The sequence below is a fragment of the Paraburkholderia antibiotica genome, assembly GCF_012927125.1.
Taxonomy (GTDB): domain Bacteria; phylum Pseudomonadota; class Gammaproteobacteria; order Burkholderiales; family Burkholderiaceae; genus Paraburkholderia; species Paraburkholderia antibiotica.
In genome coordinates this window covers 73,338-87,438 of sequence record NZ_JABBFZ010000012.1, presented here as the reverse complement: position 1 = coordinate 87,438, position 14,101 = coordinate 73,338, and the positions used below count along the sequence as shown (strand labels likewise).

Genomic DNA, 14,101 nt, shown 5'->3' with positions numbered 1-14,101 from the left:
CCCGCCGCGCGGCGGGACCTGCGAAACTCGTTCGAGGCCTTGCACCTCGAACCCCACAAGCAGGCCTCGAAACGCTGAGTTTCAGGCCTGTCCGCCGTCTTACGACGACGACGGCGTCTTCCTCGGCATGCCCAAACCACCCAGCAACGCCGCCAGTTGCCGCTTCGGCGCCGGCTTCTGCGGCGCGCCGCCATTCGACGCCGCCGTTTCCTCGATCTTGCGCACCGAAGCCGGCGACGGCTCGTACGGCTTCAGGAAGAAATCGTCGACCGGCTGCGCGCGGTGATGATGCGGCCGGTCGTACGAACCCGACGCGCCGCCCGTGCGGCGGCGGCTGCGCTCGTCGCGCGCTTCGCTGCGTTCACGACGCAGCGGGCGATCCTCGTGATGATGGCGCACCGGCGCATCGACGGTCAGGCGCTGCAGGTCGAGCGGACGCTTGATCAGCTTCTCGATGTCGGCCAGCTGCTTGCGCTCGTTCGGGCTGCACAGCGACAGCGCATCGCCCGATGCACCCGCGCGGCCCGTACGGCCGATCCGGTGCACGTAGTCTTCGGCGTTGAACGGCAGATCGAAGTTGATCACCGCCGGCAGTTCGGCGATATCGAGACCGCGCGCGGCGACGTCGGTCGCGACGAGCGCTTCGACTTCGCCGCGCTTGAAAGCGTCGAGCGCCTGCATGCGCTCGCTCTGCGAGCGGTCGCCGTGAATCGCGGTCGCGACCACGCCATCGCGTTCGAGCGAGCGCGCAAGCCGGCTCGCGCCGATCTTGCTGTTGCAGAACACGATCACCTGCTTCAGGCCGCGCTCGCGGATCAGCTTCACGACCGCGCCGGTCTTGTCGCCCTCGGCGACCTCGTAGACGATTTGCGTGACGTTAGTCGCGGTCGAATTGCTGCGCGCGACTTCGATGGTCTGCGGGTCGCGCAGATAGGTCGCGGCAAGCTTCTTGATTTCGCCGGAGAATGTCGCCGAGAACAGCAGCGTCTGACGCTCCTTCGGCAGCAGGTTCAGGATGCGCTGCAGGTCCGGCAGGAAGCCCATGTCGAGCATGCGGTCGGCTTCGTCGAGCACCAGCATCTGCACCTGACCGAGGTTCGCGGTTTTCTGCTGCACGTGGTCGAGCAGACGGCCCGGCGTCGCGATCAGGATTTCGACGCCGCGGCGCAGTTGCTCGGACTGCGGATTCATATCGACGCCGCCGAACACGACCGCGCTGCGCAGCGCCGTATGCTTTGCGTAAGCCTGCACGTTCGCGGCGACCTGGTCGGCGAGTTCGCGGGTCGGCGTGAGAATCAGCGCGCGCACCGGATGGCGTGCCGGCGACGCACTGGTACTGGCCTGCGGCAGCAGACGCTGGATGATCGGCAGCGAGAAGCTCGCGGTCTTGCCGGTGCCGGTCTGCGCGGCGCCCATCACGTCACGGCCCGACAGCACGACGGGAATCGCCTTCGCCTGGATCGGCGTGGGCGTCGTGTAACCCGATTCCTTGATGGCTTTCAGGATGTCTGGCGCGAGACCGAATTGATCAAAAGTCGCAGTGCTGGGCGTGACGGCTGTGTCGGACATGGTGGCTTTCGCTAAAAAGGCGCGTGGCGCGGATGCGCGCGGCCGCGGTGGGGACCCGCGGAGGGCATCAGGATGAAGGCGGAGCCACGTCGTTCCGCGCGAGACCCGTCTGAGTTCGGATAATGCGGCCGGCTCCGGCTGGCGGAAACTCCCGCCGAAAGGCCGGTATTGTAGCACTTCAGCAAGAACGCTCGTGACGGCCGGCCGGCGGCGCGCGGGCCGGGACGCCCTGTGGCCGGGAGGAGCCGCCGACGCCGCAGCGGGGTCAGCGCGCCGGCGTCCCGTCACCGCCATTGCCTCGGGGCCTGATCCGGGGCGGCGCTAGCTGCCAGATCTCTTCGGCCCGGCATAGCACTCACCGCCCGGCCGGCCACCGCCGCAACGCGCGAGCCCGCTTCGCTCGCAGCGTAGTGGCGGCAGACGACAGTGGCATGACAGCCGCACTTCGGCACTTCGGCACTTCGGCACTTCGGCACTTCGGCGCTTCGGCGCTTCGGCACTTCGGCACTTCGGCGCTTCGGCGCTTCGGCGCTTCGGCGCTTCGGCGCTTCGGCGCTTCGGCACTTCGGCGCTTCGGCACTTCGGCGCTTCGGCACTTCGGCACTTCGGCACTTCGGCACTTCGGCACTTCGGCACTTCGGCGCTTCGGCGCTTCGGCAGGCGGCGAACGGGAGACAAGCAACAACCGGAGACAGCGGGCAGGAAGCGGAACCCGTCTCCTGACCAGCGCAACGGCCCCCCATCCCCCACCGCCCCCCCCCACGGCAAATCACCTCACCACGTCTCCCGCATCACCATCAGCCGCGTCTCGGTCATATCCTCGATCGCGTAACGCACGCCCTCGCGGCCGAGTCCCGAGTCCTTTACGCCGCCATACGGCATGTTGTCGACGCGAAACGACGGCACATCGTTGATCACCACCCCGCCCACTTCCAGCGCATCCCACGCACGATGCGCATGCGCGAGCGAATCGGTGAACACGCCGGCCTGCAGGCCGAAGTCGCTGTCGTTGACCTGCGCGAGCGCCGCCTCGAAGTCGTCGAAGCGCTCGAGCACCGCGACCGGCCCGAACGCCTCCTTGCGATACAGATCGGTATCGTGCTTCACGCCTTCGAGCAGCGTCGCCTCGAACATCGCGCCGTCGACCTTGCCGCCCGCGATGATCTTCGCGCCCGCCTGCACCGCGCCGTCCATCCAGCCGGCCAGCCGCTTCGCCTCCGATTCGGAGATCATCGGCCCGACGAAAGTCTTCTCGTTCTTCGGGTCGCCCATCACCAGCGACTTGGTCTTCGCGATCAGTTTCTCGCGCAACGCGTCGTAGACGCTCGCGTGCGCGAGAATCCGCTGCACGCCGATACAGCTCTGCCCGGACTGATAGAACGCACCGAACGCGAGCCGGTCGACCACGTAATCGAGCTTGGCCGCCTGATCGCCATCGACGATCGCCGCCGCGTTGCCGCCCAGCTCCAGAATCACCTTCTTCTTGCCGGCCCGGCTCTTCAGGTCCCAGCCGACCACCGGCGAACCGGTGAACGACAGCAGCTTGAAGCGCTCGTCGGTGGTGAACAGATCGGCGCCGTCGCGATGCGCGGGCAGGATCGAGAACGCGCCCTTCGGCAGATCGGTTTCCGCGAGAATCTCGCCCATGATCAGCGCGCCGACCGGCGTGCGGCTCGCCGGCTTCAGCACGAACGGCACGCCCGCGGCGATCGCCGGCGCGACCTTGTGCGCGGTCAGGTTCAACGGGAAATTGAACGGCGAGATGAACGAGCACGGCCCGATCGGCACGCGCTTCACGTAACCGTGATAGCCGTTCGCGCGCGGCGAAATCTGCAGATTGATGATCTCGCCGTCGATCCGCACGCTCTCCTCGGCGGCCACCTTGAACGTATCGATCAGCCGCGTGACCTCGCCCTTCGAGTCGTTGATCGGCTTGCCCGCCTCGATGCACAGCGCGAGCGCGAGTTCGTCGTAGCGCTCGCGAAAACGCTTCACGCAGTGTTCGAGCACCGCCTGGCGCTTGAACGGCGGATACGCGCGCATTGCGGGCATCGCGTCGACCGCGTGGCCGATCGCTTTGTCGATCGCGGCGGCGTCGGCCATCGCGACGCGGGTCGCGACCTCGCCGCTGAATTTGTCGGTGACTTCGAGATCGGTGTTGGCCGCTACCGGCTCGTTGGCGAGGTAGTACGGGTAGGTCTTCTGCAACATGACGCGCTCTCCTTTCCGATGCATTCAAGAGACTCGCCGCCCGACGCGGCGGCCGCGCGTGCTTCGCGACGGGCCGCGCCGGCTGGCGTTGAAACGCGGGATGGCCAGCAACGGCCATGCCGCGCCGTTAGATGCGTTGAGCCGGGCTCACGGGTTCACTCACAGCGGCATTTACAAGCGCGCTCGCGAGCCGATTCACAACTGCGCCGACAGCCGCTTGATCTCGCGATTAAGCACCCGCTCGTTGTCCGAATAGTCGATCGGCACATCGATCACGTGCACGCCGGGCGTCGCGAAGCATTCGCGCAGCAGCGGCGCGAACTGGTCGGCGGCTTCGATCCGATGTCCTTTTGCGCCGTAGCTCTGCGCATACGCGACGAAATCCGGATTGCTGAGCGTCATCCCGTAGTCGGGAAAATTCATGTTCTCCTGCTTCCAGCGGATCATCCCGAACGCGTCGTCGCGCAGGATCAGGATCACCAGATCGAGCTTCAGCCGCACCGCCGTTTCGAGCTCCTGCGAGTTCATCATGAAGCCGCCGTCGCCGCACACCGCAATCACCTTGCGCTCCGGATGCACGATCTTGCTCGCGATCGCCGACGGCAGCCCCGCGCCCATCGACGCCAGCGCGTTGTCGAGCAGCAGCGAATTCGGCTCGTGCGCGCGGTAGTAGCGCGCGAACCAGATCTTGTACATGCCGTTGTCCAGACACACGATGCCGTCGACCGGCGTGGTCTCGTACACGTCGTTGACGATCCGCACCGGATACATCGGGAAGCGGTCGTCGTGCTGGCCCTTCACCAGATGCGCCTCGAAGTGTTCCTTGATCTCCTTGAAGCGCGTGAAGTCCCAATGCTCCTGACGTTGCTTCAGGCTCTCCTTCAGCTGCCACACCGCGTTCGCGATATCGCCGACCACCTCGATCTGCGGGAAATACACCGGATCGACTTCGGCGCCGAGAAAGTTCACGTGGATCACGGTCTTCTCGCCCGCCTCGCCGCTACGCATGAAGAACGGCGGCTTCTCGATCACGTCGTGGCCAACGTTGATGATGCAGTCCGCGTGCTCGATCGCGCGATGCACGAAGTCGCCGTCGGAGAGCGTCGCGTTGCCGAGCCACATCGGATGCGATTCGTCGATCACGCCCTTGCCCATCTGCGTGGTGAAAAACGGAATGCCGATCTGGTCGACGAACTCGCGCAGCATCTTCGTGGTGGTCTTGCGGTTGCCGCCCGCACCGATCATCAGGAGCGGATGCTTCGCGGCGGTGATCGCCTCGACCGCGCGCGCGACCGCCTTTTCTTCGGCGACCGGACGCCGGCTATAGCTTTTCGGAATCGGCTTGCCGTCGCCCTCTTCGTGCGCGACGTCTTCGGGCAACTCCAGATGCGTGGCGCCCGGCCGCTCTTCCTCGGCGCGCCGCACCGCCTCGCGCACCATCGCCGGAATGTTGCCGATCGATACGATCTGCCGCGTGTACTTGGTGAGCGGCTCCATCATCCGCACCACGTCGACAATCTGGAAGTGGCCCTGCTTGCTCGACTTGATCGGCTTCTGGCCGGTGACCATCAGCATCGGCATGCCGCCGAGCTGCGCGTAGGCCGCGGCGGTCACGAAGTTGGTCGCGCCGGGGCCGAGCGTCGACAGACACACGCCGGTGCGGCCGGTGAGGCGCCCGTAGGTGGCGGCCATGAAACCGGCCGCCTGTTCGTGGCGCGTGAGGATCAGACGGATTTTCGAGCGGCGCAGCGATTCGAGCAGATCGAGATTTTCTTCGCCGGGGATGCCGAACACGTACTCGACACCTTCGGCTTCCAGCGATTTGACGAACAGGTCCGATGCTTTCATTGAGGGTCTCGCTTGATGACACGGGGACGGGCGACGGATTCGGGACGCTGCATGAACCCCTTCTTCACCCATAGGATCCGGAAACGGACAATCGAAGACGACAACGACGGCCACGCGCGCAACAGCCGATCAGACGAAGCGCACGAAGCACGCGCGGCATGACGAAAACACCATGCCGGACAGCTTACTACTCGAACAGAAACGCTGCGCGCAGGCGGACAAGGCCGCGCGATGGACAGGAAGCGGGAAGAAACGGCGGATACGGCACGGCGGAAAACGTGCGGCAAGCGTGCAGCAACTGCACGGAAGGCATGCGAAAGGAAACGGTCGGCGGCAACGCAAGACGAAGCCGCCGGGTCGATTGCATGTCGCGCGGATCAGGCGATCAGCGGATCACGGTCACGCAATCGGACAGCAATGGCGGCGCATTCTTGCCGGCTGTCATATCGTACAGATTGGCGCGCGGTCCCTTGGTCCACCACGTATAGCTGCCGGCCTGGTACTTCGCACCGGACGCCGACTCGGTGTTGACGAACAGCATCGGCGTGCCCTTCACCGGCAGCACCGCGAAGCTCTGGCCGTTCTGCGCGTCCCAGTAGGTGACCTGCACGATCCGGCCGGTCGAGCAGGTGTATTTGTGCGTCTGATGATGCTTGCCTTCGATCTGCCGGAACTGCAGCGGCGCGGCCGAGGCGCCGCCGCACGATAACGCCGCGCCACCCGCGGCCATCGTCACCAACAGAGCTGCAATACGCGAAGTCTTCATTCAATACCTCGATTGTTGCGGAATCATGCACGATCAGGCGGCAGCGGACGCCCCGCCGCTCAAAGGCAGCTCAGGGACGCCTCAAAGACAAGTCATGCGCCGTTCACGGCAGCGGTCATGGGTCGATCACATCCGCGCAGGCATCGGTCGGCGCGGCGGCGACGTGCCCGACGACCGGCACGATCTTCAGTCCCGCCGATGCGATCCGGCACGGCGCGGCGGCGAGACCGCAACCGCCGAGGCCGGCGCACAGCGCGAACAGCACGCCGAGCGCGCCGAGACGACAAGCCGCGCGACGCCGCCGACGTGCGCGTGATTCAACTGCCATGGGTTCCTCTGCTTCGGGTTTGCTTCGGTTTGTTACTTATCGACCAGGCTGCGAGAGAGCGCGACGTCTGGAACTTCCGAGCTTCCACGTCGAAGCGGCCACGTCGCCCCTTCATCGCCTCGTTACTTCGCCGATACCGGCCGCACCGCCGCCGCGGCCTGCTTCGCACGCGAGCGTGCTTCGTCGATCGTCTCGCCGGTCGCGAGCGCGACGCCCATGCGGCGCTTGACGAAGCTCTCCGGCTTGCCGAACAGGCGCAGGTCCGCGTTGGGCACGGCCAGCGCCTTCGCGACGCCTTCGAACGCGATGCCCGCTTCGTCGAGACCGCCGTAGATCACCGCCGACGCACCCGGCGCGCGCAACGACGTGTCGACCGGCAGACCGAGGATCGCGCGCGCATGCAGCTCGAACTCCGAGAAGCGCTGCGAGCACAGCGTGACGAGACCGGTGTCGTGCGGACGCGGGCTCACTTCCGAGAACCACACGTCGTCGCCGCGCACGAACAGCTCCACGCCGAACAGCCCGCGGCCGCCGAGCGCCTGCGTGACCTTGTGCGCGATCTCGCGCGAACGTTCGAGCGCGAGCGGGCTCATCGGTTGCGGCTGCCACGATTCGACATAGTCTCCAGCCACCTGCACGTGACCGATCGGATCGCAGAAATAAGTGCTGACCTCGCCGCTCGCCGGGTCGATCGCGCGCACGGTCAGCTGGGTGATTTCGTACTCGAAGTCGATGAAGCCCTCGACGATCACGCGGCCGTGATTCACGCGGCCGCCTGCCATCGCATACTGCCAGGCCGGTTCGACGTCGGCGTCGCTACGCAGCACCGACTGCCCCTTGCCCGACGACGACATCACCGGCTTCACGACGCACGGATAGCCGACTTTGGCGATGCCGGCGCGCAGTTCGTCGAGCGAATCGGCGAACGCGTACGGCGACGTGGCGAGGCCGAGTTCCTCGGCGGCGAGGCGGCGGATGCCCTCGCGGTTCATCGTCAGCTGGGTCGCGCGCGCGGTCGGGATCACTTCGGCGAGCGCTTCGGTTTCGATCGCGGCGAGTTCGTCGGTGGCGATCGCCTCGATCTCGGGGACGATCAGATGCGGGCGCTCCTGCTCGACCAGCGCGCGCAGCGCGGCGCGGTCGGTCATGTCGATCACGTGCGCGCGATGCGCGACCTGGTGGCCCGGCGCGTTCGGGTAGCGGTCGACGGCGATCACTTCGACGCCCAGTCGTTGCAGCGCGATGATCACTTCCTTGCCGAGCTCGCCGGCGCCGAGCAGCATGACGCGCGTCGCGGATTCAGAAAGGGGGGTGCCGATCCGTTGGCCGATCTGCATGGAGTCTCCAGATAAAAGTCGGATGAGGGTGGGATGAGTTGGAACGCGAATGTTAACATGCGGGCCCCTCGGCACGCGGCGGCTGCGAGGCGCCTGCGCGGCGCTCTCGAGGCAATCGCGAGCCGTCGCGCGCGCCTGCGCGATCTCGCCGATTTAACGATCTCGTCATCATTGCGCGTTCGCGAGCGCGCCTTCGCTCGCGCACGACAAGCTTAGTACGTTACCCTTACGCCTTCGCCCAGTTTGAAGAGGACCGACGCCATGCTCACCCGCTCTACCCCGCGACGTCTTGCCCGCATCACTCCGTGCCTGCGCACGGCCGTCGCCACGTTGAGCGTCGCCGTGCTGCTCGGTGCCTGCGCGATGCCGAAACATCCCGATACGGCCGCGCCGCCGCCCGATCCGTTCAACCCCGCCGCCGCGCAGTTGCTCGACGACACCAGCTGGACGCTGAGCTCGTGGAAGAACGCCGACGGCAGCGCGCGCGCGGTGCCGTCGAAAGATCAGGGCGCGCTGTCGCTGGCGCTGTCCACCGAAGGCGGCAAGCGTCACGCGAGCGGCTTTTCGGGCTGCAACCGCTTCATGGGTGCGTACATGCTGAAGGACGGCAAGCTGAGCTTCGGTCTGCTCGCCGGTACGCGCAAGGCGTGCGTGTCGCCGGGCGGCGAGATCGAAGGGCCGTTCCTCGATGCGCTGACGCGCGTCGATCGCACCGGCGTGCAGATGCGCGCGCCGCAGCAGATGCAGTTGATCCTCGACAACGGCGACACGCTGGTGTTCGATCGCAGCGACCAAATGACGCCATGACGCGCGCGTGGTTCGCGTGACGGTTCGCTCCTAAACTCGACGGGTTGCGCATGCGCGCACTCTGTCATTTGTAGATGTCTGGTATGCACACGGTAGTTTTCGGCTGGTTCGGCGGGTCGGCCGTCTGGTTTATTCCTCTTTTGTGGCGCCTCGTGAAGTCGGTGCTGCCGGGCGGCGCGGGTCTGCGCGGCCCCGGCACGATCCGGCTGTGGCTTGGCTTCGTCTGCGTGCTGATCGCCAGTTGCACGCTCGAAGGCACGCTGCTCGATCTGACGGGCGTCAACGGATTCGGGCACGCGCTCGCCGCCGGCTTCGGCCATCTGCTCGGCCATATCGGCACGCCGCTCGCGGCGCTCGCGCTGCTGCTGATCAGCCTGCCGTGGCTGATCGATTTCCGCTGGAGCGACGTCGCGATGTGGGCCGACGGCGCATTCGGTCTCGGTCTGTCGCGCGGGCTCGCGAAGCGCGACGAGGAAGCGCGCCGCTATCGCACGGTCGACGACGACGCGCCGTCGCATGCGATGCCGGCCACCAATACGATGGCGCCGAAAACCAGCCGGGGTCGTTATGCGCGACCGACGGTGTGGCGTCCGCCCGCGGGCGGACGCGGTGGGCGCGATGGCGCCGGCTCCGTCGCCGGTGCGACTGCCGCGGGTCTCGGTGGTAGCCAGGACGCTGCCGCGCGTGGCGTCGGCTCGGGTTGGCGCGCGGACGGCAGCTCGGGTATGGGTGCGGGTACCGGCACGGGTACCGGCGCAGGTATGACGCGCGGATCGGCGAAGCCGGTCGAACCGGTGTTGCGCACGGGGACGATCGCGACGCCCCGCTCGGCGGCTTCGGCCTATTCCTCTTCCACGCGGACGCGAACGCCCGGCACGGACAAGGCGGCGGACCCATTCGCGGACAAGGTCGCCGGCAAAGCGGCCACGCCGTTCGTTCCGACCGAACCGGTCGCGCCGGCCGGCTGGCTGCGACCGACGGAGACGCGCGCGAATGCGCCGCTGGCGGGAGCGGCGGGCGGCTCGGGCGGCTCGGGGCTTGCGGCAGGCGCTGCGACAGGTGCAGCTGCACCGGCTCGCGATGGTGCGCCGCAGATCGGCCGACGCGCCGCCGGCGAACAACGCCCGGCGACGTCGTTCGGTTCCAGTGCCGCACTGGCGGCGACAGCTGCCGCCGCATCAGGCGTATCGCCGCGCGCAGCGCAAGCGATGGCCGGACGTTCGTCGGCATCGGGCGCGGGGATCGGCATGACGTCGGGATCGGTGCACGCGGCGACGCGTGGCAACCGACCGTCGGCGCCGTCGCCGCAACGTCCGGCGGATGGAACCGCACCGCTCAATCGTGGCGCGACGCCGCGTCAGCCGCTCCAGATGACGCGCAACAACGGCGTGATGCCGCCGTCGTCCGCACGCCGGAACGCGCCGACTTTTACGCGTCCGCTCGCGAATGCGTCGCAGGTCACACCGCCCGCGAGCGTCCAGGAGACGCTGCGCAGCATCGCCGAAAATACCGCGCGCTGGACCGACATGGCCGGCGTGAGCCTCGCGCGCAGCCGCGGCGCGGAGAACGCGAAGGTTGGTGAGGTGGAGAGTGCGGCGCTGGGTCTGGACGCGGCGGCGCTGCCGACAGATGCGGCGGCTGTCGATCAGGTTGGGACGCTGGCGGCAGAGCCGGCACAGCAGGTGGTTGGCGAGGCGGTCGAAGCCGAGTCGGTGAATGCGGCGATGCAATTGCCGGTTGAAGCGGCTGCAGTAGCACGGGTTGAAGCTGCGCCGCTCGAAAAGGCATTGAGTGAAGCGCACAGCGCGAATGCGATCCAGTCGCCGGTTGAAATGGCCACAGTGGCGCCCGTTGAAGTCACACTGCCCGAAGCAGCGTTGGATGAAGCGCACAGCCCGAACGCAATTCAGTCGCCAGTTGAAGCGGCTGCAGTCGCACCGGTTGGAGCTGCGCCGCTTGAAGCGGCATTGGGTGCAGCACACCGCGCGGATGCCAGCCAGCCTCCGGTTGAAGTGACTGCAGTGGCACGCGTTGAAGCCGCACCGCTCGAAGCGGCATGGGATGCAGCACACCGCACGGACGCGATCCAGCCGCGAGTTGAAGCGGCCGCAGTGGCGCCCATTGAAACCGCACCGACCGCAGCGGCATTGGACCCAGCCCACAACGCGGACGCCACCCCGAGCATCGTCGATACGCCAATCGAGGTCGACACCGTGCCCGTGGCGCAATGGCCAACCGAGCCGCCGATCATTCACGTGCCGCCGACGGTTGCGCCGCAGCCGATGAGTGCGGTTGAGCCGGTTGCTCAGATGGCGGCTGAGGTAGCTGCTGCAGTCACGACGACTGCGGCAGCAATCGAGCCGGTCACTAAAACCGCGCCACAGCATCCGACGTCGGCCTCCCCGTCGACCTCGTTCCAGCGTTTCGCGGCCCGTCTGCACGAAGAGGCGCGGCAAGAGGACGCGCGGATCGAACGCGAGTCGACCAAGCCGGTTGCATCCATCGCTAGCGAATCACCCGCGTCGCAAGAATCGCAAGAGTCACAGCCGAGCCCTACCCTTCCGCACATCGCTCAGACCGAGACTACGTCGCAACCAGTCAGCGAACCGGCCGCCCCTTCGCACGCCACCACGCAAACGACGGCCGAGCCGACGACGACCGTGGTCCCGGCGCCATGGCAAGACGAAGCAACGCCTGCCGCGGAATCGGGAGCGCATGTCGCCGCCGCGACAGCCCAGCCGCTCGCGCCAGTCGCTGTCTCCACGGCGGAGCCCGTCGCCGTTGTACCGACCGTACCGACCCAGCCGGCTCAGCCGACGCAACCGGCCGAACCGCTACAACCGATGCAGCCAGCGGCACCCACAGCCGAACTCGTCATCGACAAAGCGCTCGTGCCTTGGGAAAGCAAGCTTGGCCCCGCTGCGGCGCAGCGTGCGACAGCGCAGTCGCATGATTCGCAGCCCATAGCGGCTGAGCCTGACGTCGCGCCTGTCTCTGCGCCTGAGGCGATGCCTGCGTCGTCACCCGCACCGGCACCTACAACCGTACCGACGCAAACCACCGTCACCCCCAACGTGGTCCGTGTCCCTGGCTTCGTTGCACCGGTCACGAGCGTCGACTCATCGACAGGCGAGGACCGAGCCTCCATCGCCGGCATCCCGGCTTCGGAACCGTCGAGCGCGGCAGCGGCAACGCCGACGCAACCGCCCACCCAGGCAACCGTCCCGGCAGCGCCCGCGGCCGAACTCGCGCCGGCCGCATCCGTGCCGTCGCTCAGCGAAGTCCCTGCACCCGAGGTCAGCGCATCGCAACTCGCGTCGACAACATCAGCAGCACCGACATCGACATCGCCGCTGCCCACACCCGCGGCCTACCCGACCGCCCAAACCGCCCAGGCCATCACCCAGCCCGATGGCCAACCGGCGACCGAGCCATCGCCGGCAACGCCCTCCGCCGAGCCCACGACCGAACCGTCACCCGCAGCAGCCGCAACCGAGCCCCCAGCCGCTCGCGCGCCACTGCGCGGCCACGCGCCGGTCAACGGCTTCGAATTCCACGCGCCGGCCGCATCGATGGTCGAACTGCCGACGCTCGATCTGCTCGCCCCCGCCGACGCCGACATCGAACCGATCTCCGACGAAAGGCTCCGTGAAACCGGCCAGTTGATCGAACAGCGTCTGCAGGAATTCAAGGTGCCGGTGACGGTGGTGGGCGCATCGGCCGGTCCGGTCATCACGCGCTTCGAAGTCGAGCCCGCGCTCGGCGTGCGCGGCAGCCAGATCGTCGGCCTGATGAAGGACCTGTCGCGCGGCCTCGGCCTCACGTCGATCCGCGTGGTCGAGACGATTCCCGGCAAGACCTGCATGGGTCTCGAACTGCCGAACGCGAAGCGCCAGACGATCCGCCTGTCGGAGATTCTCGAAGCGAGCGTCTACCAGAATTCGCATTCGCAACTGACACTCGCGATGGGCAAGGACATCACCGGCCATCCGGTCGTCGCCGATCTCGCGAAGGCGCCGCACATGCTGGTGGCCGGCACGACCGGCTCGGGCAAGTCGGTCGCGATCAACGCGATGATCTGCTCGCTGCTGTTCAAGGCGACGCCCGAGGAAGTGCGCCTGATCATGATCGACCCGAAGATGCTGGAGCTTTCCGTCTACGAAGGCATTCCGCATCTGCTCGCGCCGGTCGTCACCGACATGAAGCTCGCGGCCAACGCGCTGAACTGGTGTGTCGGCGAAATGGAGAAGCGCTACCGCTTGATGTCGGCGGTCGGCGTGCGCAATCTCGCCGGCTTCAATCAAAAGATTCGCGACACCGAGGCGAAGGGCAAGAAGCTCGGCAACCCGTTCTCGCTGACGCCCGACGCCCCCGAACCGCTCGCGCCGCTACCGCTGATCGTGGTCGTGATCGACGAGCTCGCCGATCTGATGATGGTCGCCGGCAAGAAGATCGAGGAGCTGATCGCGCGGCTCGCGCAGAAGGCGCGCGCGGCCGGCATCCACCTGATCCTCGCGACGCAGCGGCCCTCCGTCGACGTGATCACCGGCCTCATCAAGGCGAACATTCCGACGCGTGTCGCGTTCCAGGTGTCGTCGAAGATCGACTCGCGCACGATTCTCGACCAGATGGGCGCCGAGTCGCTGCTCGGCCAGGGCGACATGCTGTTCCTGCCACCGGGCACCGGCTACCCGCAACGCGTGCACGGCGCGTTCGTCGCGGACGAGGAAGTGCATGCGATCGTCGAGTATCTGAAGCAGTTCGGCGAGCCGCAGTACGAGGAAGGCATTCTCGACGGCCCGGCCGCCGAGGGCGGCGCCGCGCAGGACCTGTTCGGCGAGTCGCCCGATGCCGAAGCCGATCCGCTCTACGACGAAGCGGTCGCGTTCGTCGTGCGCACGCGGCGCGCGTCGATCTCGTCGGTGCAGCGGCAGTTGCGCATCGGCTATAACCGCGCGGCGCGACTCGTCGAACAGATGGAAACGGCCGGGCTCGTGTCGGCGATGAGCATCAACGGCAGCCGCGAAGTGCTGGCGCCGGGGCCGGCGGAATGAACGGTAGGTGCATCGACGGCGGCTGGGTATCGATGAAGCGATAAAGCCGCCATCGTCCGGTTGCCGGGATGAAAAAAAAACGGACCGCCTCACATTCGTGAGCGGTCCGTTTTTTATTGGCTGCATTGCCTGCTTGCCGACGTGCCGGCATTGCACCGCGTCGCTGTACCCGCCGACGCGC

Annotated in this window: 8 protein-coding genes; 2 read left to right on the top strand and 6 right to left on the bottom strand. The window is 67.1% G+C overall.

The features are described 5' to 3' along the window. Nucleotides 1-99: 99 nt before the first annotated feature. The 6 genes from HHL14_RS19610 to purT all read right to left on the bottom strand — a co-directional run bounded on the left by HHL14_RS19610 (nucleotide 100) and on the right by purT (nucleotide 8,059). The gene (locus HHL14_RS19610; RefSeq protein ID WP_169499281.1) at nucleotides 100-1,569 is read right to left on the bottom strand and encodes a DEAD/DEAH box helicase; all 1,470 of its coding nucleotides are present in this window, start codon (nucleotides 1,567-1,569) and stop codon (nucleotides 100-102) included. Between the two features lie 774 nt (nucleotides 1,570-2,343). Continuing rightward, complete coding sequence (locus HHL14_RS19605; RefSeq protein WP_169499280.1) at nucleotides 2,344-3,780, bottom strand: aldehyde dehydrogenase family protein; 1,437 nt, start codon at nucleotides 3,778-3,780, stop codon at nucleotides 2,344-2,346. 195 nt (nucleotides 3,781-3,975) lie between these two features. Further along, nucleotides 3,976-5,628 (bottom strand): acetolactate synthase large subunit, encoded by a 1,653-nt coding sequence (locus HHL14_RS19600; protein WP_169499279.1) that lies wholly within the window; start codon nucleotides 5,626-5,628, stop codon nucleotides 3,976-3,978. A 385-nt stretch (nucleotides 5,629-6,013) separates the two neighbouring features. Then, nucleotides 6,014-6,394 (bottom strand): MliC family protein, encoded by a 381-nt coding sequence (locus HHL14_RS19595; protein WP_169499278.1) that lies wholly within the window; start codon nucleotides 6,392-6,394, stop codon nucleotides 6,014-6,016. Nucleotides 6,395-6,509: 115 nt separating this feature from the next. Beyond that, complete coding sequence (locus HHL14_RS19590) at nucleotides 6,510-6,722, bottom strand: DUF6726 family protein (RefSeq protein WP_169499277.1); 213 nt, start codon at nucleotides 6,720-6,722, stop codon at nucleotides 6,510-6,512. Nucleotides 6,723-6,844: 122 nt separating this feature from the next. After that, nucleotides 6,845-8,059, bottom strand: a complete 1,215-nt coding sequence (gene purT, locus HHL14_RS19585) for a formate-dependent phosphoribosylglycinamide formyltransferase (protein WP_169499276.1) — start codon at nucleotides 8,057-8,059, stop codon at nucleotides 6,845-6,847. A 261-nt stretch (nucleotides 8,060-8,320) separates the two neighbouring features. Here purT and HHL14_RS19580 point away from each other — a divergent pair, with 261 nt between their 5' ends. Further along, on the top strand, nucleotides 8,321-8,866 hold the full coding sequence (locus tag HHL14_RS19580) for an META domain-containing protein (protein WP_169499275.1): 546 nt from the start codon (nucleotides 8,321-8,323) through the stop codon (nucleotides 8,864-8,866). Nucleotides 8,867-8,949: 83 nt separating this feature from the next. After that, on the top strand, nucleotides 8,950-13,920 hold the full coding sequence (locus HHL14_RS34110; RefSeq protein ID WP_169499274.1) for an FtsK/SpoIIIE family DNA translocase: 4,971 nt from the start codon (nucleotides 8,950-8,952) through the stop codon (nucleotides 13,918-13,920). Nucleotides 13,921-14,101: the final 181 nt, after the last annotated feature.

Bases quoted from the DNA above. Each gene is read 5' to 3' on its own strand.
- HHL14_RS19610 (WP_169499281.1), bottom strand. From the start codon at position 1,569: ATGTCCGACACAGCCGTCACGCCCAGCACTGCGACTTTTGATCAATTC.
- HHL14_RS19605 (WP_169499280.1), bottom strand. From the start codon at position 3,780: ATGTTGCAGAAGACCTACCCGTACTACCTCGCCAACGAGCCGGTAGCG.
- HHL14_RS19600 (WP_169499279.1), bottom strand. From the start codon at position 5,628: ATGAAAGCATCGGACCTGTTCGTCAAATCGCTGGAAGCCGAAGGTGTC.
- HHL14_RS19595 (WP_169499278.1), bottom strand. From the start codon at position 6,394: ATGAAGACTTCGCGTATTGCAGCTCTGTTGGTGACGATGGCCGCGGGT.
- HHL14_RS19590 (WP_169499277.1), bottom strand. From the start codon at position 6,722: ATGGCAGTTGAATCACGCGCACGTCGGCGGCGTCGCGCGGCTTGTCGT.
- purT (WP_169499276.1), bottom strand. From the start codon at position 8,059: ATGCAGATCGGCCAACGGATCGGCACCCCCCTTTCTGAATCCGCGACG.
- HHL14_RS19580 (WP_169499275.1), top strand. From the start codon at position 8,321: ATGCTCACCCGCTCTACCCCGCGACGTCTTGCCCGCATCACTCCGTGC.
- HHL14_RS34110 (WP_169499274.1), top strand. From the start codon at position 8,950: ATGCACACGGTAGTTTTCGGCTGGTTCGGCGGGTCGGCCGTCTGGTTT.